The organism is Xanthomonas hyacinthi (genome assembly GCF_009769165.1).
Classification (GTDB): domain Bacteria; phylum Pseudomonadota; class Gammaproteobacteria; order Xanthomonadales; family Xanthomonadaceae; genus Xanthomonas_A; species Xanthomonas_A hyacinthi.
In genome coordinates, this window is the sequence record NZ_CP043476.1 from 2,878,336 (window position 1) to 2,901,881 (window position 23,546).

At 67.2% G+C, this 23,546-nt stretch carries 17 protein-coding genes; 12 read left to right on the forward strand and 5 right to left on the reverse strand.

All coding sequences use genetic code 11. The features are described 5' to 3' along the window. Positions 1–11 precede the first annotated feature (11 nt). Positions 12–3,185 carry a ligand-binding sensor domain-containing diguanylate cyclase gene (locus FZ025_RS12670; RefSeq protein ID WP_046977936.1) on the reverse strand — a complete coding sequence of 1,058 codons (3,174 nt, stop codon included), beginning with the start codon at positions 3,183–3,185 and terminating at the stop codon, positions 12–14. Positions 3,186–3,296: 111 nt separating this feature from the next. Here FZ025_RS12670 and FZ025_RS12675 point away from each other — a divergent pair, with 111 nt between their 5' ends. Together FZ025_RS12675 and FZ025_RS12680 are read left to right on the forward strand one after the other, a co-directional pair. Then, positions 3,297–3,935, forward strand: a complete 639-nt coding sequence (locus FZ025_RS12675) for a LuxR C-terminal-related transcriptional regulator (RefSeq protein ID WP_046977955.1) — start codon at positions 3,297–3,299, stop codon at positions 3,933–3,935. Positions 3,936–4,029: 94 nt separating this feature from the next. Continuing rightward, positions 4,030–4,371, forward strand: a complete 342-nt coding sequence (locus tag FZ025_RS12680) for a DUF5713 family protein (protein ID WP_046977937.1) — start codon at positions 4,030–4,032, stop codon at positions 4,369–4,371. Positions 4,372–4,580: 209 nt separating this feature from the next. Here FZ025_RS12680 and FZ025_RS12685 read toward each other — a convergent pair whose 3' ends face one another. The 3 genes from FZ025_RS12685 to FZ025_RS12695 form a co-directional block, all read right to left on the reverse strand. Continuing rightward, a complete protein-coding gene (locus FZ025_RS12685) occupies positions 4,581–7,229 on the reverse strand; it encodes a PAS-domain containing protein (protein ID WP_046977938.1) in 2,649 nt (882 codons plus the stop codon). 455 nt (positions 7,230–7,684) lie between these two features. Continuing rightward, positions 7,685–8,956 carry a hypothetical protein gene (locus tag FZ025_RS12690; protein WP_146093509.1) on the reverse strand — a complete coding sequence of 424 codons (1,272 nt, stop codon included), beginning with the start codon at positions 8,954–8,956 and terminating at the stop codon, positions 7,685–7,687. A 320-nt stretch (positions 8,957–9,276) separates the two neighbouring features. After that, positions 9,277–10,446 (reverse strand): OprO/OprP family phosphate-selective porin, encoded by a 1,170-nt coding sequence (locus FZ025_RS12695; protein ID WP_046977940.1) that lies wholly within the window; start codon positions 10,444–10,446, stop codon positions 9,277–9,279. A gap of 475 nt (positions 10,447–10,921) precedes the next feature. Between FZ025_RS12695 and FZ025_RS12700 the strand changes: the two genes are divergently transcribed. The 7 genes from FZ025_RS12700 to FZ025_RS12730 all read left to right on the forward strand — a co-directional run bounded on the left by FZ025_RS12700 (position 10,922) and on the right by FZ025_RS12730 (position 20,091). Further along, positions 10,922–12,259, forward strand: coding sequence for a dicarboxylate/amino acid:cation symporter (locus FZ025_RS12700; RefSeq protein WP_046977941.1), 1,338 nt, complete (start codon positions 10,922–10,924; stop codon positions 12,257–12,259). 146 nt (positions 12,260–12,405) lie between these two features. Further along, a complete protein-coding gene (locus FZ025_RS12705) occupies positions 12,406–14,697 on the forward strand; it encodes an NADP-dependent malic enzyme (protein WP_046977942.1) in 2,292 nt (763 codons plus the stop codon). A 231-nt stretch (positions 14,698–14,928) separates the two neighbouring features. Further along, on the forward strand, positions 14,929–15,285 hold the full coding sequence (locus tag FZ025_RS12710; RefSeq protein ID WP_046977943.1) for a helix-turn-helix transcriptional regulator: 357 nt from the start codon (positions 14,929–14,931) through the stop codon (positions 15,283–15,285). A gap of 294 nt (positions 15,286–15,579) precedes the next feature. Next, entirely contained in the window at positions 15,580–15,840 is a 261-nt protein-coding gene (locus FZ025_RS12715) for a hypothetical protein (RefSeq protein WP_244292374.1), read from the forward strand. Then, the gene (locus tag FZ025_RS12720; protein WP_046977945.1) at positions 15,837–17,099 is read left to right on the forward strand and encodes an HlyD family secretion protein; all 1,263 of its coding nucleotides are present in this window, start codon (positions 15,837–15,839) and stop codon (positions 17,097–17,099) included. The genes FZ025_RS12715 and FZ025_RS12720 overlap by 4 nt, the downstream gene beginning before the upstream one ends. An 83-nt stretch (positions 17,100–17,182) precedes the next feature. Continuing rightward, entirely contained in the window at positions 17,183–17,332 is a 150-nt protein-coding gene (locus FZ025_RS12725) for a hypothetical protein (protein WP_158185566.1), read from the forward strand. Between the two features lie 656 nt (positions 17,333–17,988). Continuing rightward, the gene (locus tag FZ025_RS12730; protein WP_046977946.1) at positions 17,989–20,091 is read left to right on the forward strand and encodes a peptidase domain-containing ABC transporter; all 2,103 of its coding nucleotides are present in this window, start codon (positions 17,989–17,991) and stop codon (positions 20,089–20,091) included. 156 nt (positions 20,092–20,247) lie between these two features. Here FZ025_RS12730 and FZ025_RS12735 read toward each other — a convergent pair whose 3' ends face one another. Further along, positions 20,248–20,508: a helix-turn-helix domain-containing protein gene (locus FZ025_RS12735; RefSeq protein WP_244292375.1), complete on the reverse strand. Its 261-nt coding sequence runs from the start codon at positions 20,506–20,508 to the stop codon at positions 20,248–20,250. 183 nt (positions 20,509–20,691) lie between these two features. On the opposite strand from FZ025_RS12735, the gene FZ025_RS12740 reads away from it, so the two are divergent. The 3 genes from FZ025_RS12740 to FZ025_RS12750 are packed head-to-tail and all read left to right on the forward strand — an operon-like array spanning position 20,692 to position 23,355. Continuing rightward, on the forward strand, positions 20,692–20,889 hold the full coding sequence (locus FZ025_RS12740) for a zinc-finger domain-containing protein (protein WP_046977948.1): 198 nt from the start codon (positions 20,692–20,694) through the stop codon (positions 20,887–20,889). Between the two features lie 11 nt (positions 20,890–20,900). Further along, the gene (locus tag FZ025_RS12745) at positions 20,901–22,013 is read left to right on the forward strand and encodes a glycosyltransferase (protein WP_046977949.1); all 1,113 of its coding nucleotides are present in this window, start codon (positions 20,901–20,903) and stop codon (positions 22,011–22,013) included. Beyond that, complete coding sequence (locus tag FZ025_RS12750; RefSeq protein ID WP_046977950.1) at positions 21,994–23,355, forward strand: O-antigen ligase family protein; 1,362 nt, start codon at positions 21,994–21,996, stop codon at positions 23,353–23,355. Before FZ025_RS12745 ends, FZ025_RS12750 begins: the two co-directional genes overlap by 20 nt. The last annotated feature ends 191 nt before the right edge of the window (positions 23,356–23,546 follow it).

Consider the following 23,546-nt stretch of genomic DNA (forward strand, 5'->3'; position numbering starts at 1 on the left):
AGGGCCGGCGCTCAGCGCACGAAGCGCGGCGGCCGCGCGGTGGAGTGCAGGATGCGCACGCTGTCGCCGAGGTGTTCGGGTGCGCCGCCGGCCAGCAAGGCCTGCACCCGCGGCCGGTCCGGCGCCGCGCCGGCGCCCAGCCCGACCCAGGCGTTCTTGCCGGCGCCCTTGGCCGCGTACAGGCAACGATCGGCCAGGCCCACGCTCTGCTCCCAATCGCCCAGCGCCGGCCACGCCGCCAGCAGCGGCCACGGCGCGAAGCCGATCGAGCAGGTCAGTAGCAGTTCGCGCTGTTCCAGGGCGAACCGGTGCGCGGCCACCGCCGTGCGCAGGCGCTCGGCCAGGGCCTCGGCCGCGCCATCGCGATGCAGGCGGGCGACCAGCAGGAATTCCTCGCCACCCCAGCGCACCAGCAGGTCGCGTTCGCCGCACAGTGCGCGCAGGCTGTCGGCGCAGTGCACCAGCGCGACGTCGCCGGCCTGGTGGCCATAGCCGTCGTTGATGCGCTTGAAGTTGTCGATGTCGATCATGAAAAAATACAGTGCGTCGGCGCTGCTGCCGGCGTCGAGCTGGGCGCGCAGCGCCGGGCATTCGCGGGCCAGCCAGTCCTGCAGTTCGCGGCGGTTGGGGACCAGGGTCAGCGGATCCAGGCGGGTGGCCGCCTCCAGCCGCGCATTGCTCTGCAGCAGCTGCTGGTTGGCGCGCTCCAGCTGCCGCGTGCGCTCGGCGACGGTGAGGTTCAGCAGTTCCACCATGTCGCGCTCGCGATTGACCGTGCGGCGCACGCGCTGCGCGATCAGGCCGAGCAGCAGCAGGCCCAGCAGCACATAGCCGGCATAGGCCAGCGGATGCCGCCATGGCGGCGGCCGCACCTGGATCCGCAGCGTGCGCGCGGCGCCGAATTGGCCGTCGCGTCCGGCCGCCTGCACATGCAGCGTGTAGCGGTCCGGCGGCAGATGGCTGACCGAGAACTCGCTGTGCGCCGTCTGCGGATAGATCCAGCCCTTGTGCAGGCCGTCGACCCGGTAGCGCAGGCGCGCCGTGCCCGGCGCGGTGAAGTCGATCGCGGTCATGCCCAGGGCGAACACGTTGTCGCGATAGTCCAGCGCGATGTCCTGCGCATACACCACGTCGGTCTCGGTCTGGCGCTTGCCGCCGTGGCCGCCGTGGCCGCCTTCGCCGGCGTCGAGCACGCGCAGGTCGGTCAGCACCGCGCGCGCCGGCGTGCTGCGCAGCGGCAGCTTGCGCGGGTCGATCACGTCGACGCCTTGCGTGCCGCCGAAATACAGCAGGCCGCGGCTGTCGCGGTAGCCTTGGCCGCTGTTGTATTCCTGGTTCTGCAGGCCGTCGCGGCTGCCCAGGTTCTGCACGATGCGGGTGGCCGGATCGAGCACGCTCAGGCCGTTGTTGGTGCTCAGCCACAGCCGTCCCCGCGGATCCGGCAGGATGGTGTAGACGACGTTGCTGCTCAGGCCTTCGCGGTCGGTGTAGCGCTCGGCGAGGTCGTGCTTCAGGTCCACCCGGTACAGCCCGCCGGAGAACGTGCCCACCCACAGCACGCCGTCCTTCTCGTACAGCGACCACACTGATGCGTACACGCCGGCACCGCCCGGCCGGTAGGGTTCGGCCGCGCGATCGCCGCGCATGCGCCACAGGCCGCAGTCGTTGCAGCCGATCCACAGCGTACCTTCCTCGTCGCGGTACAGCCGGGTCAGTGCGCGCCCGGCCAGCGGCGCCCAGCGCGGGTCGTCCTGCACGCGCCCGCCGACCACCCGGGTCAGGCCGCGGCGGGTGGCGATCCACAGTGTGTCGCCTTCCAGCAGCAGGTCGTTGACGTGGGCGTCGGCCAACCCGTCCAGGCGCGCCAGCGCACCGTGGCGGCGGAGGCGCCAGAGGCCGTGGTGGGTTCCCAGCCACCAGCCGTCGCGGTCGGCGGCGATGGCGCGCATCGCGCGTGTCGCCAGCGCCGGCGGCACGCGCCAGGGTGCGCGCCCGTGGTCGCGCATCAGCAGCCCCTGGTCGGTGCCGATCAGCATGCGCGCGCCGTCGCGCCAGATGCTGCGCACGCTGGCATTGGGCCAGTCGCGGACGTCGCTGAGGCCTTCTTCGTCGTTGCGGATCACCGCGGACAGTGGCCGCACCCGGTACAGCCCGCCGGTGTAGGTGCCGATCCACCAGGTGCCGCTGCCGTCCTGGTAGAAGCGGGTGATGCTGCTGTGTGGCGGCACATCGAAGCTCAGCCGCCGCGGCGCGGCCGCATCCTTCTTGTCCAATTGCGTCACCGTCGCGTTGCTGGAACCGACCAGGACCCGCCCGTCGGCGAGCCGGATCAACGCGCTGACGTCGCTGCCGTCGGTCAGCAACTGCTGCGTGCTCCAGTGCGCCAGCACCGCGCCTTGCGCATCGAGCTTGAACAGTCCGGCGTTGGCCGAGGCCAGCCACAGCCCTTCCGCTCCGGATTGCAGGCCCACGCATTCGTCGATGCCCGGCGGCGCGGGCAGCGCCTGGCGCGCGGCCGCGCTGAGCAGCCATAGCCGGCAGTGCCGGTCCAGCGCCACCGCGCGCTGGCCGTCGGGCATCCAGGCCAGCCCGACCACCGGTGCATCGCCGCCCAGCGGCAGCACCCGGCTCAGCGCCGCATCGACGTGATCGATGCCGTGCTCGGTGCCGAGCCAGGCGCCGCCCTGCGGATCGATCAGGATGTTCATCACCCGGTTGTGCGACAGGCCTTGGGCCACGCCCAGCCGATGCCGCCGCCAGGTGGTCAGTTCGATCACTTCCAGGCCGGCGTCGTTGCTGCCCAGCCACAGCCGGGTAGCGCGCGCCTCGAAGGCGAGGCTGTCGAGGCTGCTGCTGAGCAGGCTCTGCCGGTCGCTGGCGCCGAGTTCGTGCCGATAGACCCGGAAACGGTGGCCGTCGAAGCGATTCAGGCCCTCCTGCGTGGCGATCCACAGGAATCCCTGGTCGTCGTTCTGCAGCGCGGTGATGGTGAGCTGCGACAGGCCGTCGTCCAGGCCGAAATGTTCCAGGCTGCCGGGCAACTCGGCATCGTCGCTGGCGCTGGCGCTGGCGCTGGCGACCGGCACGGCCACGGCCGTGCCCGGCGCCAGCAGCGCCGCCAGCAGCGCGCAACGGCACGCGGCCGGGCGCAGGCCTCGCAGCAGGGTCGAAAGGGTATGGATCACGCCACGCTATCGGCTGCGGGCGCTGCGGCTTGAATGCCGCCGTTGCGCGGGGTCGCGCCGATGCCGGCGCAACAGCGGCACGCGGGCGGCCGCGCATGCCAGACTGTCGGCATGGATGCGCCCACGATCCTGGTCGCCGACGACCATCCCCTGTTCCGCGCCGCGGTGCTGCATGCGCTGCGCCAGGCCTTGCCGCGCGCGCGGGTGACCGAGGCGGCCAGCGCCGCCACGCTGGATGCCGCGCTGGCCGCGCACGCCGCCGCCGACCTGGTCCTGCTGGATCTGGCGATGCCCGGCGCGCGCGGTTTCTCGGCGCTGCTGCACGTGCGCGGCGAACGCCCGGACGTGCCGGTGGTGGTGATCTCCTCCAACGACCACCCACGGGTGATCCGGCGCGCGCAGCAATTCGGCGCGGCCGGCTTCATCCCCAAGTCCTCGCCGGCCGAGACCATCGGCATCGCGGTGGCGGCGGTGCTCGACGGCGGCACCTGGTTCCCGCCGCTGACCGCGGTGCGCTCGGAGGCCGACGCGCAACTGGCCGTACGCCTGGCGCAGCTGACCCCGCAGCAGTTCCGGGTGCTGCTGTGCCTGGCCGACGGCCTGCTCAACAAGCAGATCGCCTACGAACTGGGCCTGGCCGAGAACACGGTGAAGGTGCATGTGACCGCGATCCTGAAAAAGCTCGAATGCCACAGCCGCACCCAGGCCGCGGTGCTGGTCAAGGCGCTGGAGCCGGAAGGCGAGGTCTGAACCGCCGCGCCGCGAGCATTTTCCGCCGCGCCCGGATACGCGATGCTATGCACTGGCGCCCGCGCTTCCTGCGGGCCGAAAGGGACCCCCGACCATGCCCATCCGCAACCAGCAGATCGCCTACTACCCGTTCCTGCAGGAAATGCTGGACGACGACTATTTCCCTTCCTTCCTGGTCGGCAAGGGCCAGAAGATCCTGTTGCGGCTGTGCGAGGCGATCGAGGCGCAGGCCCCGGCCGACCTGCCGGCGCTGTACCGGCTGACCCACGCCGCCACCGAGGAATTCAACGCCCTGGCGCTGGAGTTCGAGGCGCACGACAGCGAGATCGAGACCGCCGCGCGCGACAACATCGGCGTGGACTTCCTGTACATCGCCAAGACCTACGGCTTCGACGCCGCCGACGCCGAGGAGCTGATCGCGCCGCACGAGTGGTGAAGGGACAGGCGTCGGTGGGGCTATGCAAGCTCGGCTGTTCCTTCTCCCTCCGGGACCATGGCCCCTTTTCGGGGGAAGGTGCCCCGCAGGGGCGGATGAGGGTACGGGCGCGCCTCGCACACCCAACTCCGCGAGCCGCTTCGCGCCGGACCCTCACCCCAACCCCTCTCCCGACGGGAGAGGGGTGAATGGTCCGGTGGGAGCAGGGCTCAACCCCGGCGCAGCAGCATCTGCGTCATCAGGGCGCGCAGTGCCGGCGCGCGCACCGGCTTGGACAGGAAGCCCCAGTCGTGTGCCCGGGCCAGCGCGCGCAGCGCCGGGTCCGGCTCGGCGGTGACCAGGATCACCCGCGGCTCGGCGTTCCAGCGCGCGCACAACTGCACGAACAGCGACGGCCCTTCGTGCTCGCCCATGCGCACGTCCAGCAGCAGCAGCTCCGGCGCCTGCGCCGGCTGCGCCGCAGCCAGCGCCGCGTCGGGGCCGGCCGCCAGTTCCACCCGGCACGCCCAGCGTTCCAGCAGCGCGCGGCTGGCCTCGCACACGCGCGGGTCGTCGTCGATGCACCACACCCGGCAGCCGTGCAGGATCGGGTCGTCGCCGTTGTCGCTGGCCACCGCGGTCGGCGCCTGCGCCTGCGCCGCGGCGGCGGCGTCGCCCAGCGCCACGGTGACCGCGAACACGCTGCCGCGGCCGAGCTGCGAGCGCAGGCCGATGCGGTGGCCGAGCAGGCGCCCGATCCGCTCCACGATCGCCAGGCCCAGGCCGGCGCCGCGGTCGTGGGCGACGCCGTCGCCGAGGCGGCGGAACTCCTCGAAGATCTCCTGCTGCAGCGCCTCGGGGATGCCCGGACCCTGGTCGTGGACCTCGATGCGCAGACTGTCGCCGTCGCGGCGGCAGCCCAGCAGCACGCGTCCGCGCGGGGTGTAGCGCACCGCGTTGGACAGGAAGTTCTGCAGGATGCGCCGCAGCAGGGTCTCGTCGCTGCGCACCGCGGCGCGGGTGGGCAGGTAGTCCAGGCGCAGGCCGCGGTCCTGCGCGACGATGCCGAATTCGTGCGCCAGGGTCTGCAGCAGCGGGCCCAGCGCGAAGTCGCGCAGCTGCGTCTTCAGCGTGCCTGCCTCCAGCCGCGAGATGTCCAGCAGGCTGTTGAGGATCGCGTCCTGCGCGACCAGCGCGTTGTCGACGTGGTCGGCGATCTGCCGCGCGTCGGCGTCGTGCAGCTTGCCGCGCAGCGCGGAGACGAACATGCGCGCGGCGTTGAGCGGCTGCAGCAGATCGTGCACCGCCGAGGCGACGAAACGGGTCTTGTAGCGGTTGGCGTTCTCGGCCTCGCGCTTGGCAGCGGCCAGGTCGCGAGTGCGCTCGGCGACGCGGTGCTCCAGCGCGTCGGCCAGCGAGCGCAGTTCGCGCGCGGCGTTCTTGTAGCTGGTGATGTCGGCATAGCTGGTGACGAAGCCGCCGTCGGGCAGCGGATTGCCGCGGATCTCCAGCACCGTGCCGTCGTCCTTCTCGCTCTCGCGCATGTGCGGGCGGCCGCTGCGCAGGTGGTCCAGGCGGCGCTGGATCGCCGCCTCCACCGGGCCGGGACCGAGCAGGCCGCGGCGCGCGTTGTAGCGGAACACCTCCTCGATCGGGCGGCCGATGCGGATCAGCTCCGGCGGGAAGCGGAAGATCTCCAGGTAGCGCGAATTCCACGCCACCAGGCGCAGCTGCGCATCGATGATCACCACGCCCTGCGGCAGATGCTCCAGGCTGCGGCTGAGGCCGGTATCGGCCTGCTGCGCGGCCTGCACCACGCCGTCCTGCGCGGTACGCAGTTCCTGCGCGTGCTGTTGCAGCAGCGATTCCAGTTCGCGCCGGCTGCGCTGGCGCAGCCGCGCCAGGCGCTGGCGCTGCTGGAACAGCAGGCCCAGGAACACCAGCGCCAGCCAGATCCCGGCCGCGGCCAGCGCGGCGGCGCGGCCGGCGGCGCGGCTGCCGCCGATGTCGTGCAGCAGGTGCAGGCGCCAGCCGCGCTCCGGCAGCGCCATGCTCTGCCACAGCAGCGGCGCGCGCTGCGCCGGTGCGTCGATGCGCATCACCTGGCCGCCGTCGTCCAGCGTGGCCAGGCTGCGCCGCTGCGCCGGCAGCAAGGTCTGCCGGGCGTATTGGCGGGTGGCGAGCAGTTCCTCGCGTTCGCGCGCGCTCAGCGGCTGCAACTGGCGATAGCGCCAGGCGTCGCGGCTGGACAGGAACACCACCCCGTGGCGGTCGCTGACCAGTACCACGTCGGGCACGCGCAGCCATTCGCGTTCCAATGCGGCCAGCTCGATCTTGATCACGATCACGCCGAGGGTGCGGCCGGCGTCGTTGCGGATCGCCTGCGACAGGAAATAGCCGGGCACGCCGGTGGTCATGCCGATGCCGTAGAAACGGCCGCTGCCCTGCGCCAGCGCCTGCTTCACGTAGGGGCGGAAGCTGTAGTCGGCGCCGACGTTGCTGCTGGCCAGGCGCCAGTTGCTGGCGGCCACGGCGATGCCGCTGGCGTCGATCAGGGTCAGCGTCGAGGAGCGGGTGACGTCGTTGGCGCGTTCCAGCTTCAGGTTCAGCCGCTGGTGCGCGGCCGCGTCCAGCGGCTGGGTCAGTGCGTTGCGCAGTTCCGGATCCAGCGCCAGCACCTGCGGCAGGGTGCGGTAGCGGTCGATGCGCTGCTGCAGGGTCTGCGCGTACAGCTCCAGCTGCTGGCGCAGTTGCCGGCTCTCGGCGCGCCGCGCGCGCTGTTCGGCGAAATGCCCGGCCGACAGCATCGCCAGCGCCATGCCGCCGCCGACGGCGATCAACAGCAGGGCGAGGCGGCGATAGCGCGAGGCGGGATGCATGCGGGGCCGCGGTCAGTACGCTGGCGCACCAGCTTAGCGGCAGTCTGCGCCGCAGCTGCGCTCGGCGCCATTCCGCCCGCCAGCAATCGGCGATTGTCGGGAATGGGGCGATCCATGGGGGCGTGCGCGCAAGACAGCGGCCGCCGCGCCAGTCACTCGCCATCTCCCGATACGGGAGGTGGTCGCCGGCCGCACGGGAACCGCGCACGCCGCGCTTGGCCGGCCTGCCTCGCGCGGGCCGCCGCCGCCGGCAGTGCTGCGGGCGGGTCGTGTGCGGTCGCGCGCACCATGCTGCAGAAGGCGAAGCAAGCGCGGACCGCGGCCGCGCGGCGATCTGCGCCCGCCCGCGCAGCCACGCCGCTGCCTGCGTCAGCTGCCCGGGCGGGCAGTGCGGTGCGAGGGTTCGCTAGCGGCCCGGATGCGCTGCCGGCGTGGCCGGGCAGGCGCGGGAAATGTCACAGGTAGCCCATGTCCAGCGAGTCCTGATGGTTCTGGCGTTGCTGTTCCTGGGCGCGGGCGTGCTCCTTGGCATTGTAGGGAATACCCTCGAACAGTCCTGCGCCACCCGTCTTGGAGAGGGACGTCCGGGTCTGGTCGACCACCTGCTCGAGCTTTTGCAAGTGATCGAATTTCTGCTCGATGTCCATCCCGGCCAAGGCGTGCAGCTGCTTGAGATCGGCTGCCGGCAACGTGTCGAGCGTGCCGCTCTTGAGCATCTCGCCCAGCTGTTTGTGCACTGCGCGCATTTCGTCGGCATTCCCCAGCAGATCTCTATAACCCTCGAGCGCCGCGATGTTCTTGCGGATCGCATTGCCTTGCGCAAGGCCTGGCCCGCTGTCGGGCCGCTCGGCAGGCCGTACCTTGGCCAGCCGCATGAGCTGCTGGACCTCGCTGTTGGCCTTCGGGTCGCTGATGAAGTCGAGCCGCCGCTGCATCGCGGCGAGCAGCGAACCGACTTCGTTGCGCTCGGCTACGACTTTCCTGTATTCCGATTGCAGGTGATCGGGCATTGGGCTATTTAAGAAAATCTCCTTGTCGAACTGGGATTTGCGCTTGCTCAATGCGGCATGATCGTTCCTCAGCGTGTCCATCATGGAGCGCAGTCCGTTGATCTCGGAATTGACCGCAGGCTTTGGCCCGCCGGGCCGCTGCGACCGATGGAGCGGCGCCGTCGTGCCGGCTTTCTGCTGGTCGAATGCGCTGGCCATGCCAACGTTCTGTCTGAGCGGCGGCGCGCCCACCGGCCTGCTGCCATCCCCCGACCTGCCGGCTGGATTGCGCTGCTGCAGGGACGGCGGCGGTGCGGATTCACGGCTGGGCGCATAGGCCCTGGACGACAACGGCTGAGCGCTGACTGGCGGTTGCCCGCCCCTTCGCGCAGGCGCTGCCGGCGGCGCGCGCGTCGGCATCGGCATCGGCGCCGACGTTCTGGCGAAGGGTTGCGGCTGATTGCTTGGGAATGCGGTATTGCGCTGGGGCACCTGCTGGCGTGGCTGGGCTGGCGCAGGCGTAGCCATCGGTTGCGGATGCACTTGCGGTTTTTTCGAACGCAGCCCGCCCAGCGACGAGAGCCCGCCCAACAAGCCCGTACTGCCTTGCGGCATGCTTGCCCGGTCCGCGCAGACATTGGGTTTCGCCGATGCGGAGTGCTTGGATGTGGAGTGCTTGAACACGCCAGCACTCGCTGCAATGAGATTGCTGAGCGTCTTGGGAATCATGGGGCGCATGGTGGCATTCCTCGTCGCGACGAATTGCAGGGACGTACTTGGCTGCCAATATAGGCAGTCGCTTTTCGCGCAACTGCGCGCACGCGAAGTTCGTTGTCGTCAACAGAAGCGGGCGGGTCCGGAGCCGGGCATGCGGCGCACCCGCGCCGCTGCGATGCGGGAGGGAAAGGCATCCCGCCTGCATCGGAAAAGCCGCGCACGGCTTGTGGCATCGCCGCGCATGCCGACCGATAGCGCACCGCCATGGGCCGGGCAAGGCATGCGCGGGCATGCCTGCGCGGCGATACGCCGTGTGGCGCATGCCGCCTGGGCGCTGCCGGTCAGAACTGGATCTGCGCGCGCAGGTCGATCGAGTCCGGCTTGGTGTGCACGCCGGCGCGCGCGGCGTCGGCGCGCACGTAGTTGGCCTGGAACTTGAAGTGGCTGGTCAGGTACCAGTTGGCGCCCAGGGTCCAGTCGTGCTGGCGGCCGCCGAGCACGCTGCCGTCGTCCAGATCCAGGCGGCTGTAGCGCAGCAGCAGCTCGACCGCGCCGTAGGCATTGGCCGGCTTGACGTTGCCCACGTTGCCGGCGCTGTACGGGCGCGACTCGCCGGTCAGCAGGTAGCTGGCGAACACGTACTGGCCGTCGGCGCTGTAGTCGGGGCGGCCGTTGTCGCGGGTCACCTCTGCACGCAGCGCCTCGCCCTGCAGCGAGAACGGTCCCTTGATCCAGATCCCCTCCAGGCCGGTACGGCGCACCTGATCGGCATCGACCAGGGTGCCCGAGTCGACCAGGCGCACATCGGTCAGGCCGGCTTCCGGGCGCGCACGCAGGCGCACGCGCGGGCTGAAGCTCACGTCCAGGCCGTTGTGGTAGCCGCGCGGGTTTTCCTGCGAGTAGGCCAGGCCCAGGTGCAGCACGTCGCCCTCGGCCTTGAACGGGGTCCACACGCCGCGCACCGCCTGGGTGGTGCCGGGGTTGTCGCCCTGCAGGTCCTTGCCGCCGTACGCGCCGGCCTGCAGCAGGTACTGCTGGCGCTCGAAGGTCCACTCCACACCGGTGCGGCGGCCCTGGTAGATCGCCTGGATCGGCAGCGCGGTTTCCAGGAAGCTGTCGGCGCGCGAGCTGGTCACGCCTTCCAGGCCGACCGGCACCTTGATGTAGCCCAGCCGCACCTTGCCGTAGTCGCTGCCGAACAGCGCCTTGGTCTCGAAGCGGAAGAACACGTCCAGCCACAGCTTGGACTGGAAGTCGAAGTACACCATCGCGTCGTACACGCCCTTCTTTTTCAGCGTGGCGCCGAATTCCTTGCGCCGGAACGCGTTGTCGTCCTCCAGGCGCGCATCGTCGTCGGAGAAGTTGTTCCAATCGTAGCCGTAGTTGCCGGTCAGCGCCAGTTCAGTGCCGTCGTTGAAGGCGACCTTGGTCGGCCAGTCGTCGAAGCTGCTGGCGGCGGCGGGAGCGGCGGCGGTCAGGCACAGCGCAGCGAAGAGAAGGGTATGGCGCATGGTTGTGATGTCTTCTTGATGAGGGAAAAAGCGCGCCGGCACTCGACTGACGGGGCGGCAAGGCTTGCGCGGGCGGTGTAGCGGTGGTGTCGATCGCGACCGTCCCCCGGCCGTGGTGTGGGTGCATCGTCGGAACAACGAGCCGCCCGCATGCAATAGCGGACGCATCCGGCGGTTCTTTACAGCGGTGTTGCAATCCTGCGACGGCGCATTGCCCCTGAATACGCATACGGCGCCGGCAGCGCCGGCGGCGGATCGGTATGCGACGCAGCGGCGGCGGGGCATCCCCATGACCGGCTGCGCGTCGCACCTTCCCTCCCGCGAGCGAGCCAGGACACTGTAACTGCGTCGGCGGCGTCGCGAACAGGGGACTAGTACCAATAGGTTATCTGCTTAGAAGCCGGTGCCGCGTACAAAGGCAGCATTCCGCGACCTGCGTCGGGTTGCCGGTCTACCTCTGCTCCGGAGCGCACCCATGCATATCCCAACTTCCCCGGCCGGCGGCGTCGTGCATCGGCACCTGCCGTTCTACCGGCAGCTGTATTTCCAGGTGGTGGTCGCCATCGTGCTCGGTGCGCTGCTCGGCCACCTCGCACCGGCCTTCGCCGAGCAGCTCAAGCCCCTGGGCGACGCGTTCATCAAGCTGGTGAAGATGATCATCGCGCCGGTGATCTTCCTGACCATCGTCACCGGCATCGCCGGCATGACCCAGCTGAAGACGGTGGGCCGGGTGTTCGTCAAGGCGATGGTGTATTTCCTGTTCTTCTCCACGCTGGCGCTGGTGATCGGCATGATCGTCGCCCACGTGGTGCAGCCGGGCGCCGGCATGAACATCAATGCGGCCGACCTGGACCAGAGCGCGGTGCACAGCTACGTGGAGAAGTCGCACGAGCTGACCCTGGTCGGCTTCCTGATGGACATCATCCCGAAGACGCTGCTCAGCCCGTTCGTCGGCGACAACATCCTGCAGGTACTGTTCGTGGCGGTGCTGTTCGGCGTGTCGCTGGCGCTGGTCGGCGAGCGCGGCAGGCCGGTGCTGAACCTGCTCGAGGCGCTGGTCGCGCCGCTGTTCAAGCTGGTGCACATCCTGATGAAGGCCGCGCCGATCGGTGCGTTCGGCGCGATCGCCTTCACCATCGGCAAGTACGGGGTGGAGTCGCTGGTCAACCTGGCCTGGCTGGTGGGGTCGTTCTACGCGACCGCGCTGCTGTTCGTGCTGGTGATCCTGGGCGCGGTGGCGCGTCTGTGCGGCTTCTCGATCTTCAAGCTGATCCGCTACCTGAAGGCGGAACTGCTGCTGGTGCTGGGCACCTCCTCGTCCGAATCGGCGCTGCCCTCGCTGATGGAGAAGATGGAGCAGGCCGGCTGCGAGAAGTCGGTGGTCGGCTTGGTGATTCCGACCGGCTATTCGTTCAACCTGGATGGCACCAACATCTATATGACCCTGGCCGCGCTGTTCATCGCCCAGGCGACCAATACCGAACTGACCCTGGGCCACCAGATCGCGCTGCTGCTGGTGGCGATGCTCAGCTCCAAGGGCGCCGCCGGCGTCACCGGTGCCGGTTTCATCACCCTGGCGGCGACGCTGGCGGTGGTGCCGGAAGTGCCGGTGGCGGGTATGGCGCTGATCCTGGGGGTGGACCGCTTCATGAGCGAATGCCGCTCGCTGACCAACTTCATCGGCAATGCGGTGGCCACCGTGGTGGTGTCGCGCTGGGAGAACGCGCTCGACCGCGAGCGCCTGCGGCTGGCGCTGGACGGCGGCGGGGATGCGCTGCCGGCGGCGGCGATCGCATCCGTCGCGACCCGCTGAGTCCGCAGCGCCGCGCGCGCCGGCCCTGGCCGGTGCGTCGCGGCCGCGGCGGCCGCCTGCGCGGCGATGGCCGCAAGACAGACCTCAGCTCCGGTCCAAGTAGTAGAATCCAGATTCCTCGCCGCCTTACGACCGTAGAAACCTCGATGTCAAACGAAGATTTCAAGCAGGCCGCCCTCGACTATCACCGCCAGCAGCCGCCGGGCAAGATCAAGGTGGCCGCGACCAAGCCGATGCTGACCCAGCGCGACCTGTCGCTGGCCTATTCGCCGGGCGTGGCCTTCGCCTGCGAGGCGATCGTCGCCGATCCGCAGCAGGCCAGCGAGCTGACCGCGCGCGGCAACCTGGTGGCGGTGATCAGCAACGGCACCGCGGTGCTGGGCCTGGGCAACATCGGCCCACTGGCGTCCAAGCCGGTGATGGAAGGCAAGGGCGTGCTGTTCCAGAAGTTCGCCGGCATCGACGTGTTCGACATCGAGATCGACGAGAGCGACCCGGACAAGCTGGTCGACATCATCGCCAGCCTCGAACCGACCTTCGGCGGCATCAACCTGGAAGACATCAAGGCGCCGGAATGCTTCGTGGTCGAGCGCAAGCTGCGCGAACGGATGAACATCCCGGTGTTCCACGACGACCAGCACGGCACCGCGATCATCGTCGGCGCCGCGGTGCTCAATGCGCTGGTGGTGACCGGCAAGAAGATCGAAGAGGTCAGGCTCGCCACCACCGGCATGGGCGCGGCAGGCGTCTCCTGCGTCAACATGCTGGTGTCGCTGGGCCTGAAGCCGGAGAACATCCTGGCGCTGGACCGCAGCGGGGTGATCCACACCGGTCGCACCGACCTGGACCCGGACAAGCGGCGCTACGCGCGCGACACCGACAAGCGCACCCTGGCCGAGATCGTCGAGGGCGCGGACATCTTCCTCGGCCTGTCGGCGGCCGGCATCCTCAAGCCGGAGATGGTGGCGACGATGGCGCCGCAGCCGGTGATCTTCGCGCTGGCCAATCCCAATCCGGAAATCACCCCGGAAGCGGCCAAGGCGGTGCGCCCGGACGCGATCATCGGCACCGGCCGTTCGGACTACCCGAACCAGATCAACAACGTGCTGTGCTTCCCGTACCTGTTCCGCGGCGCGCTCGACGTCGGCGCCACCGGCATCAACGAGGCGATGAAGATCGCCTGCGTCAAGGCGATCGCGGCGATGGCGCGGCGCGAGGCGTCCGACCTGGGCGCGGCCTACGGCGGCGAGACGCCGAGCTTCGGCCCCGAGTACCTGATCCCGCGGCCGCTGGATCCGCGCCTGCTGGTCGAGCTGTCCTCGGCGGTGGCGCAGGCGGCGATGGACTCGGGCGTGGCCACGCGCCCGATCGCCGACATGGAGGCCTACCGCGACAAGCTCGGTCAGTTCGTCTACCGCACCAGCCTGATGATGAAGCCGGTCTACGACCGCGCCCGCGCCGACAAGCAGCGCGTGGTCTACGCCGAGGGCGAAGAGGAAGTGGTGCTGCGCGCGGTGCAGAGCGTGATCGACGAAGGCCTGGCGTTCCCGATCCTGATCGGCCGCCCGGACGTGATCGAAGCGCGCATCCAGCGCCTGGGCCTGCGCATCACCGCCGGCGTGGACTTCGAGATCACCAACATCCTCGACGATCCCCGCTTCAACGATTACTGGCAGTACTACCACGCGCTGACCGAGCGCCGCGGCGTCACCGTCTCCGCGGCCAAGGAATTGATGCGCTCGCGGCCGACCCTGATCGCTGCGGTGATGGTCGCCCGCGGCGAAGCCGACGCGCTGCTCACCGGCGTGGTCGGCCGCTTCCACAAGAAGCTCGGCTACGCGCGCAGCGTGATCCCGCTGGAACCGCGGGTCAGCTCGACCTCGGCGATGACCGCGGTGATCAACCCGCAGGGCGCGTTCTTCTTCCTGGACACGCACGTGCAGGAAGACCCGAGCATGGAGCAGATCGTGGAGGCCACGCTGCAGGCCGCATACCGGCTCAAGCTGTTCGGCATCGAGCCGAACATCGCGCTGCTGTCGCATTCCAACTTCGGCAGCCACGACTCGCGCGATGCACTGAAGATGCGCCAGGTGCGCGAGGCGCTGCTCAAGCGCAATCCCAAGCTCAACATCGACGGCGAGATGCAGGGTGACACCGCCTGGGACGAGGCGCTGCGCAAGCAGATCATGCCCAACAGCACCTTGAAGGGCCGCGCCAACCTGTTCGTGCTGCCGAACCTGGAAGCGGCCAACATCGCCTACAACCTGGTGCGCGTGTTCACCGACGGCGTGGCGATCGGTCCGATCCTGATGGGCATCTCCAAGCCGGTGCACATCCTCACCACCAGCGCCACCTCGCGCCGGGTGATGAACATGACCGCGATCGCTGCGGTCGATGCGCAGATCCGCAAGCAGTTGGAGGCGGAGAAAGGGGGCTGAGCCAACTTCGGAGGCGCGTTCGCCGGCAGAGCGCGCCGCTGTCACCTTATCTAGGGATGTGCGGCTGTGCGCTTGCGGCGTACGCTTCAAAGGCACTTGGTCGGCAACGCCGGCCAGGAGCGCTGACCACGGATTGACAGCGCTCCTAATTCGAGCAAAATGCAAAAAGTGACACACTTCGTTGATCTGGAGTGTGCATCACGGTGATGTTCCTACGGATAGGTATGCGACATGGATCATGGTGCAGTGGCAGCACGTATCCGTTCTGCGCGCAAGGCACTAGGCCTCTCGCAGGGTGCACTGGGGAGGAGGCTTGGAGTGCATCGGGCCACTGTCGCCCATTGGGAGCGCGCAGATGGTTTCGTTCCCAGTGTCGACAACCTGCGTGTGCTCAGCAAGGAACTGCAGGTTGATTTCGAGTGGTTGGCGGTTGGTCGCATGACCGGCAAGACCGAGCCATCGAGCGCTGCACCAAGTTCACGCCGCGACCTCGAATCGCGCCTGCTACAGCTCTCCAGGCATGTCCCGGTTTCCTTTCTTGCCACGGTCGTCGCGCTGCTGGAGAGCGCCAGCACCTATCTGGAATGATGGCTATCGCCAGCGCGGCAGTTGGTTCGGCGCGGTTGTGTGCCTGCGGCGGTGCGGTGCCACGATTGCCAGCGGATGCGGGTGGTGGCGTGGAGTCCTGACGCATGTCGCGCCACCCATGTCGCACCGACCCGACATGCATGCTGGAAAATGTCAGGTCTGGCACACCTGAACGCTTGAATCGCACGCAGCCAACGATCCTAATGGAGGCGAAGGCGGGAACGTCCGGTGTGCTTGGATGCTGAAGCCCCGTCGCCCGTTTCGAAGGATCGTGGCGTGCTTCATTCCATAAACATGAAGTTTCTCGACGGCCACGCGCTCATCGTGCCGATCGCATGCGTCGTTCGGCATAGCGGCGGTAAGCCGAATTGGGCGATGTTAGTCGCCATCTTGGCGGCCATTACGATCGCGCGCGGCATCCAGGCCGTCTTCGGATTGCCGGAACATGCCTTCCCGGTGTTGTGTGGTGCGTTTGTCGGACTGTGCATCTTGCTGGCGATGTCGCTCTCCACGCGCTGCGCGGCGAGCGGCAAACTCTGTGGGAATGCGGGATGAGCCAGGGCCTATTCCGGGAAGAAGTCATGCAGGCCCGCCGTGCCAGTTGGCTAGGCGGTATCTCCCTGGCGCAGCCGTTGCAGGCATGGGTATTTGCAAGCGCGGCCGCAATTGCGGCGACATCGGTGCTGGTATTCCTGTGCATTGGCACCTACACGCATCGGTCCACTGTGACCGGACAACTGGTACCGACCAAGGGCCTGGCGACGGTGATGGCGCCCGCCACCGGGGTTGTCACCCGGCTTGACGCGAGCGAAGGCCAGCGCGTCGAGGCCGGGCAGATCCTTGGCGTAGTGACGGTGCCGCGCGCGACGCTGGCAAGCGGCGATACCGAGGCTGCCTTGCAGCGCCATCTGCGCCAGCGAGGGGATGGGTTGAGGTCTTCCGAACAGGCACAGCTGCAGCAGTTGGATGCACAGGAGCAGGGGCTGCGCGCGCAACTGGTCAATCTGCAGCAGGAATTGGTGCAGGTGAACGGTGAAGTCGCCACCCGTCGCAGCCAGATCACCCTCGCCAATGAAGTGCTGCAACGCTGGCGCCAGTTGCAGGATGGCAAGTACGTCAGCGTGCTACAGATAAAGCAGCAGGAGTCCAGCATGCTGGAATACACCAGCCAGATGCAGGCGTTGCAGCGGCAGGCCACCGAGATGCGGCGCTCCGTTGCGCAGATCGAGCAGCAGTTGGGCATGCTGCCGGGGCAACGCGGGAGCATTCGCGCCGAATACAAGCGGGACAGCGCCGTAGTGGAACAGGAGCAGGTGCAAAACCAAGCTAGTGGGGCGCTGGTAATGAAAGCACCTGTGGCCGGCGTTATTGCCACCCAGATGGCTAAGCTGGGACAGGCAATTCAGGCGGGGCAGCCACTGCTGACTCTATTGCCAGATGGAGGAAAATTGGAGGCTGAGCTGCTGGTGCCTAGTCGAGGGATAGGTTTCATCAAACCAGGCGACAGGGTTGCACTGCGCTATCAGGCTTATCCATATCAAAAATTTGGGCACCAAGATGGAAAAGTAGTCCGCATTAGCCGCAGTCCAGTTAGTCTTAGCGAGCTTGATTCAATAATAGACAAGGCTGAACAGAGTAAGCCGTTTTATCGCGTAAACGTAGCGCTGGCGCGGCAGACTATCACCGCTTATGGGGCGAGTGAGACGTTAAAGCCTGGGATGTTGTTAGACGCTGGTATTGAGGGTGAAGAACGATACCTGATTGAATGGGTGCTCGAGCCGGTCTACTCTTTGAACAAAAAAAATGGTGTCTAATATTTTCACTGAGTGCCTATCTTGCAGGGCATTCTCTAGCCAGCGCGGGGCTTTCGCGCGATTCGATGAAGGAGGTCTTGAACATGCGTGAATTGACGATTTTGGAAATGGACGAAATATCTTGCGGTAGTTCCTATTCAGTGGGATATGAGACTGGAAAATTTGTTGCTAAGACAATGATTGCGGTTGCCGTCGTGGCTACGCTTGTTACACTTATTCCTGCGTCTTCTTGAAGAGGTCAAACTATGAAAGATCTTTTTGATATTGATTTGGAGTCTGTTTCCGGTGGGGTTGGGACTGCCGGTGCCCCCCCGGCCTCAGGGGACGATCTAATTAAAGGCTCGAGAGAGGTCGGAAGCTTTATAAAAGGCTTCTTGCAAGGATTCTACGATACTTTTTAATTTTATAAATAAGCTCGCCCGTTCGTGGGCGAGTTTTAAATTGGGGCACCATGAAATTATCTTTTGCATATTCTTTCTATAGTTATTCTGGGCATTATTGTGTTCAAATCTGGATTTGAAAGGTCTGATTATTTATTGATGGTTGTTGGGATGCTATCTTTGCTGGTGGCTTATAAGGTTGCGATGATGGTGAGAAATGAAAAATCTTAGTTTGTATTGACGCAGGGTAATTCTGCGTATTTTAAGCTAAATGCAATCCTTTTGCTTTTATGGTTGGGGGCATTCGAAGTTCTTCAGCCAGTCTGCGTAACGAATAATTCGCCTGGCTCGTTCTATAAGATGGCATGTTGGTGAATGAATTGCTTGTTGTCTCTGGTCGATCTGGAGAGTGACCTTCAGATTTTCCTTGGGTAATTTAATTTTTAGTGAAAAGGTTGTGATCGGCGACTTGTTTGGAGCATCTTTACCGTGTCATTTGGTCCTCTGTTATGCGTGTGATTATCCAGTCCGAAGCTTCTGAATGCGCTCTTGCTTCATTGGCGGTGATCGCGCGCGCGCACGGCATGCAGCTTGGCTTGCCTGAGTTACGTCGCCGCTTCCCGCTTTCGTTAAAGGGAGCAAAACTCAATCAGGTCATCCGCACCGCCCAGCAACTTGGCTTCTCCACTCGCCCGCTTCGGCTAGATCTACAGCACTTGGCCGAGCTTAAGCTGCCCTGCATCTTGCACTGGGACCTCAACCACTTTGTGGTGCTTGCCAAGGTCGGGAAGTCTAAATTCACCATACTCGACCCCGCTCTGGGGGAACGAAAGCTATCAATCCATGAAGTCTCCCAGCACTTCACCGGTGTAGCGCTAGAATTGACCCCAACTGCAGATTTCAAGTCCCAGAAGGCGTCTCTTTCGATCTCAGCGCGCCAACTCGCAGGTCCAATCAGCGGATTGTGGAGTGCGCTTCTTCAGATATTCCTGCTGTCGGCAGCGCTGCAGGTATTCGTCATTCTCGCGCCGTTCTACATGCAATGGGTGGTTGACCAGGCGCTGGTTTCGGCTGATCGCGACCTGTTGGTGGTACTCGGCTTGGGCTTCGGATTGGCGCTGCTGCTGCAAGTGGGTATCGGCTTGCTGCGCGGCTGGTCGGTGGTCTATCTGTCCTCCAGGCTCGGATTGCAATGGATGAGTAACGTGTTCGCGCACTTGCTTAAATTGCCGCTGGATTTCTTCGAGAAGCGCCATCTGGGTGATGTGACTTCACGCATGTCCTCGGTGCAGACGATCCAGCACACACTGACCACAAGCTTCGTCGAGGCGATCATCGACGGACTGATGGCAGTGGTCACGCTGGTCTTGATGCTGGTCTATAGCTGGAAGCTGGCGCTGGTCACGCTTCTGGCGGTAGCGCTGTATCTGTGTATTCGGGCAATCGCCTACCGGCCGGTGCGTGATCGCACTGAGCAGCAGCTAGTCGCCGCCGCCAAGCAGCAGAGCCATTTGCTGGAATCGTTACGGGGCATGCAGAGCCTGAAGATAGCTGGCGAGGAGCCGCTACGCCGTTCCACCTACGACAATCTGCTAAACGAGACAGTTAACCAGGATGTCAAACTGGCGCGCATGTCGCTGGGGTTCAACACGGCCAGCCAACTGGTGTTCGGCATCGAGCGTATCGCGGTGATCTGGATCGGGGCCAGGCTGGCGCTGGACAATGTGTTCTCGGTCGGCATGCTGGTCGCCTACCTGGCCTACAAAGATCAGTTCGCCATGCGTGTGAGCGGGCTGATCGACAAGTGGGTCGAGTTCCGCATGCTGCGCCTGCATGGCGAGCGGCTGGCCGATATCGTGCTGACGCAGCCGGAGGACGACCACGCACTGCCCGAGGCGTTGCCTCCGGCCGAGCCGCGCATCGAGGTCGAGGGGCTGTCGTTTCGCTACGCCGCGGGCGAGCCGTGGGTCGTCAAGGAGTGCAGTTTCGCGATCGAGCCAGGCGAGTCGGTGGCGATCATCGGTGCATCCGGCTGCGGCAAGACGACGCTGGTCAAACTACTGCTGGGATTGCTCAAGCCGAGCGAAGGGGCAATCCGCATCGGCGGCCACGATCTACATAAGCTGGGGCCGCGTAATGTGCGCGCGATCGTCGGTGCAGTGATGCAGGACGATCAATTGTTCGCCGGCAGCATCGCCGACAACATCGGGTTCTTCGATCCGGATTTCGACCTGGAACGGGTCGAGGCGGCGGCGCGGTTGGCGGCGGTGCACGAGGATATCGCGGCGATGCCGATGGGTTATCACAGCTTGATCGGCGATATGGGCAGTTCGCTTTCCGGCGGGCAGAAGCAGCGGGTGATCCTGGCCCGTGCGCTGTACCGGCAACCGAAGCTGCTGTTTCTGGATGAGGCCACCAGCCATCTGGACGTGATGCGCGAGCGCCTGGTCAACGAGGCCGTAAAGCAGTTGAAGCTGACCAAGCTGATCGTCGCGCACCGGCCCGATACCATCGCTAGCGCCGACCGCGTGTTGGTGATGGAGCAGGGGCGAATCGTGCAGGAACTACGGCCGCAGGCGTCACTTGTCGAAGCGACAACTGTCGACGCTTGAGAGAAAGCGCGTGGCGATTGCTGTCGTCGGCCACACTAATCCTTCATGAAACTCGATGGGCGCAGACATGCGCTGACGATGCGCGCACCGCAAGGCGGGCATGAACGTACAGGAGCAACACGGCCGCGGTATGGACTCCGCGGCCGTGCAAGACCCTCAGGCCAGGCGCTTGCCCACCGGCAGCGGCAGGCTTTCCTGGTCGCCCTGGTTCAGCTTGGACGGCTTGCCGGTCAGCAGCACGTAGGCATCGACGCCGGTAAGTTCGGCAATCTTCAGCAAATGCCGGGCATTGGGGACGGAACGATTGTTCTCCCAGTGACCCAGGGTGCTATGCGCCACGCCCAGCAAGGCCGCCAGTTCGCGCAGCGTGAAACCGGCATTGCGCCGCGCCTGCATCAATCGCACACCTATATCCACGTGACACCTCAGAGCGGCATGGTTGCGCCGCTTCCCCCCGAGCATAGTAGATGTCATCGCTTGGCATCAAGCCGACAGCGAGTGGACAAACTTTGACAGCACCGGCGCGGCGTACGCCGGCCCGGTGCGGGCACGGGACGGGCTGCTAGAATTCGTCGTCTCCTCCCGCCGTGTCCTACTGCCATGAGCCATACCGCCACCGCGCCCGCCAATGCAGAGAAGCGCTACAGCGTGCACCGCGCCGACCTGCCGCTGAGCTGCCCGACCCCGGAGATGGCGCTATGGAACTCGCACCCGCGGGTCTATCTGCCGGTGGAAGAAGAACCCAGCCACGAGGCCAAGTGCCCGTACTGCGGCGCGGTCTTCGTGCTGCTCGACTGACCGCCGGGTCGATGCACCGCCTGACCGTGGTGCAGCTGCTGCCGGCGCTGGAGTCCGGCGGCGTCGAACGCTCCACCCTGGAAATCGCCGCGGCGCTGGTCGCGGCCGGGCACCGCGCGCTGGTGGTGTCGGCCGGCGGCCGCCTGCTGCCGGCGCTGCTGGAAACCGGCGCCGAACACATCGCCCTGGACATCGGCCGCAAATCGCTGCTGAGCCTGCGCCACGTGCCGGCGCTGCGCCGGCTGTTCGTGCGCGAGCGGGCGGACATCGTGCACGCGCGCTCGCGGCTGCCGGCCTGGCTGGGCTGGCATGCGCTGCGCGGGCTGCCGGCGGCGCAGCGGCCGCGTTTCGTCAGCACCGTGCACGGACTCAATTCGCCGAGCCGCTACAGCGCGATCATGGCCCGCGGCGAGCGCGTGATCTGCGTGTCCGCCACGGTGCGCGACTACGTGCTGCGCCACTACCCACAGACCGAGCCGGCGCGGTTGCGGGTGATCCCGCGCGGCATCGACCCGGCGCAGTTCCCGCGCCGTGCGCAGCCCGATCCTGGCGCGCGCGCCTGGGCCGCGACACTGGCGCCGGCCGCGGCGGGCAGCGGTCCGCTGCTGCTGCTGCCCGGGCGCGGCACCCGCCTGAAGGGCCACGCCGACGCGCTGCGCCTGCTCGCCGCGCTGCGTGCCGACGGCAGCGACGCACGGCTGTGGCTGCCGGGGGCGCGCGCGGCCGGGCGCGAGGCCTATGTGCAGGAACTGGAGGCCGAGGCGGCCGCGCTGGGCATCGCCGCCGCGGTCGCGTTCACCGCGCCGACCGCACGCATCGCCGAGGCCTATGCCGCCAGCGACCTGGTGCTGCAGCTGTCGCGCAAGCCCGAAGCGTTCGGCCGCACCGTGGTCGAGGCGCTGGCGGTGGGGCGGCCGGTGCTGGGCTGGGCGCATGGCGGGGCTGGCGAACTGCTGGCGCAGCTGCAGCCCGCCGGCGCGGTCGCCGCGTTCGATGCGCAGGCCCTGCATGCCGCCGCGGCACGGCTGCTGGCGCAACCGCCGGTACCACCGGCACAGATTCCCTACACACTGCAGGCGATGCAGCACGCGACCCTGGCGGTGTATGACGAACTCCGGTCCTGATTCCTCCCTGCCTGCGCCGCTGTCGCCGGCGCGCAGCGAACGCTGGGCGCCGGTCTGGGTGCTGGCGTTCGTGGCGCTGTGGCCGGCGCCGGGCCTGGCCGCGGGCGTGCTCGCGCTGGGCGCGCTGGCGACCCTGCTGCAGCTGCTGCACAGCCGCTTCCGCGGCGGCGCCAGCCTGCTCAGCGGCCCGGCGTGGGCGCTGACCACGCTGCTGTTCCTGAGCTACTGGCTGCCGCAGCCGCTGTCGGCACTGGACGCGGTGGACGTGCCGCTGGCGCTGCGCGAATCGGCGGTGGACCTGCGCTTCCTGCCGTTCCTGTGGCTGGTGGCGATGGCGGTGGCGACCCCGCGCGCGCGCCGCACCACCTTCAACGGCCTGGCGCTGATCGCCGCGCTCTGGACTGCCGACGCGCTGGCGCAGGCGCTGTGCGGCACCAGCCCGCTGTTCTGGTCGATGGACCAGCTGAAGTGGGCGATCAGCCACCACGGTCTGTGCACGCCGCAGGAGATCGCGCTGGCCGATCGCCTCAGCGGCGTGTTCGGGCCGTGCAACCTCAAGTTCGGCCAGGTCCTGGCCAGCCTGTCGCCGTTCCTGCTGTTCGCGGCCGGGCGCCGCGGCGGCGCCCGGGGCTGGCTGCTCGCCGCGGCGGTGGTGGGCGTGGTGCTGGTGCTGGCCGGCTCGCGCGCGTCGTGGATCACCTATGCGCTGGTGCTGCTGCTATCGGGCTGGCGCCTGCTGGGCATGCGCCGGATGCTGGCGCTGGGCGTGGCCACGGTGCTGGTCGCCGGCCTGCTTGGCGCGCTCTCGCCGCAGGTGCGCGAGCGCTTCGCGCGCACCACGCTGGCGCTGAGCGGGCGCCCGGCCGACGTGAACGCGGCGTTAGCCGGGCGCACCCAGATCTGGGACGCGGCCTGGTGCATGATCCGCCAGCATCCGCTCAACGGGGTCGGCGTGCGCGGCTTCCGCGAAGCCTATGCGGCCTGCGACCCGGATCCCGCGCACGAGGGCGCCTGGGGCCGCGAGCCGGCCTTGCATGCCCACCAGATCGTGCTCGAGGTGCTCAGCGAGACCGGCGCGATCGGTTTGCTGCTGTGGCTGGCCGGTGCCGCGCAGGCGTGGCGCGCGTGGCGCTATGCCTCGCCGCAGGCGCGCGAACGGGCACGGCCGGCGCTGCTGGCGCTGCTGGCGACGGTGTTCCCGTTCAACACCCACCTGGCGTTCTATTCGTCGTTCTGGGGCTCGCTGGCGCTGATGCTGGTGGGGCTGTATGTCGGCGCGCTACTGGCCGAGGAGCGCGACGCCGAGGGCGCTGCACGAACTGTTTCGTCTGCGTCCGCTTAACCCTCAGTCCGTGCTCGTGCACGCTTGCGAACACTGCGAGATCTGCAGCGACACCCGTATCACGCGCCAGGCTGCGCCGTACCCTCATCCGCCCCTGCGGGGCACCGGAGGAAAAGCCTTAGCCCCTCTCCAACCGGGAGAGGGGTTGGGGTGAGGGTACGGCGCGAAGCGTCTCGCTAATTTGGGTGCGC

Bases quoted from the DNA above. Each gene is read 5' to 3' on its own strand.
- FZ025_RS12675 (WP_046977955.1), top strand. From the start codon at position 3,297: ATGGATGCGCCCACGATCCTGGTCGCCGACGACCATCCCCTGTTCCGC.
- FZ025_RS12680 (WP_046977937.1), top strand. From the start codon at position 4,030: ATGCCCATCCGCAACCAGCAGATCGCCTACTACCCGTTCCTGCAGGAA.
- FZ025_RS12685 (WP_046977938.1), bottom strand. From the start codon at position 7,229: ATGCATCCCGCCTCGCGCTATCGCCGCCTCGCCCTGCTGTTGATCGCC.
- FZ025_RS12690 (WP_146093509.1), bottom strand. From the start codon at position 8,956: ATGCGCCCCATGATTCCCAAGACGCTCAGCAATCTCATTGCAGCGAGT.
- FZ025_RS12695 (WP_046977940.1), bottom strand. From the start codon at position 10,446: ATGCGCCATACCCTTCTCTTCGCTGCGCTGTGCCTGACCGCCGCCGCT.
- FZ025_RS12700 (WP_046977941.1), top strand. From the start codon at position 10,922: ATGCATATCCCAACTTCCCCGGCCGGCGGCGTCGTGCATCGGCACCTG.
- FZ025_RS12705 (WP_046977942.1), top strand. From the start codon at position 12,406: ATGTCAAACGAAGATTTCAAGCAGGCCGCCCTCGACTATCACCGCCAG.
- FZ025_RS12710 (WP_046977943.1), top strand. From the start codon at position 14,929: ATGGATCATGGTGCAGTGGCAGCACGTATCCGTTCTGCGCGCAAGGCA.
- FZ025_RS12715 (WP_244292374.1), top strand. From the start codon at position 15,580: ATGAAGTTTCTCGACGGCCACGCGCTCATCGTGCCGATCGCATGCGTC.
- FZ025_RS12720 (WP_046977945.1), top strand. From the start codon at position 15,837: ATGAGCCAGGGCCTATTCCGGGAAGAAGTCATGCAGGCCCGCCGTGCC.
- FZ025_RS12725 (WP_158185566.1), top strand. From the start codon at position 17,183: ATGCGTGAATTGACGATTTTGGAAATGGACGAAATATCTTGCGGTAGT.
- FZ025_RS12730 (WP_046977946.1), top strand. From the start codon at position 17,989: ATGCGTGTGATTATCCAGTCCGAAGCTTCTGAATGCGCTCTTGCTTCA.
- FZ025_RS12740 (WP_046977948.1), top strand. From the start codon at position 20,692: ATGAGCCATACCGCCACCGCGCCCGCCAATGCAGAGAAGCGCTACAGC.
- FZ025_RS12745 (WP_046977949.1), top strand. From the start codon at position 20,901: ATGCACCGCCTGACCGTGGTGCAGCTGCTGCCGGCGCTGGAGTCCGGC.
- FZ025_RS12750 (WP_046977950.1), top strand. From the start codon at position 21,994: ATGACGAACTCCGGTCCTGATTCCTCCCTGCCTGCGCCGCTGTCGCCG.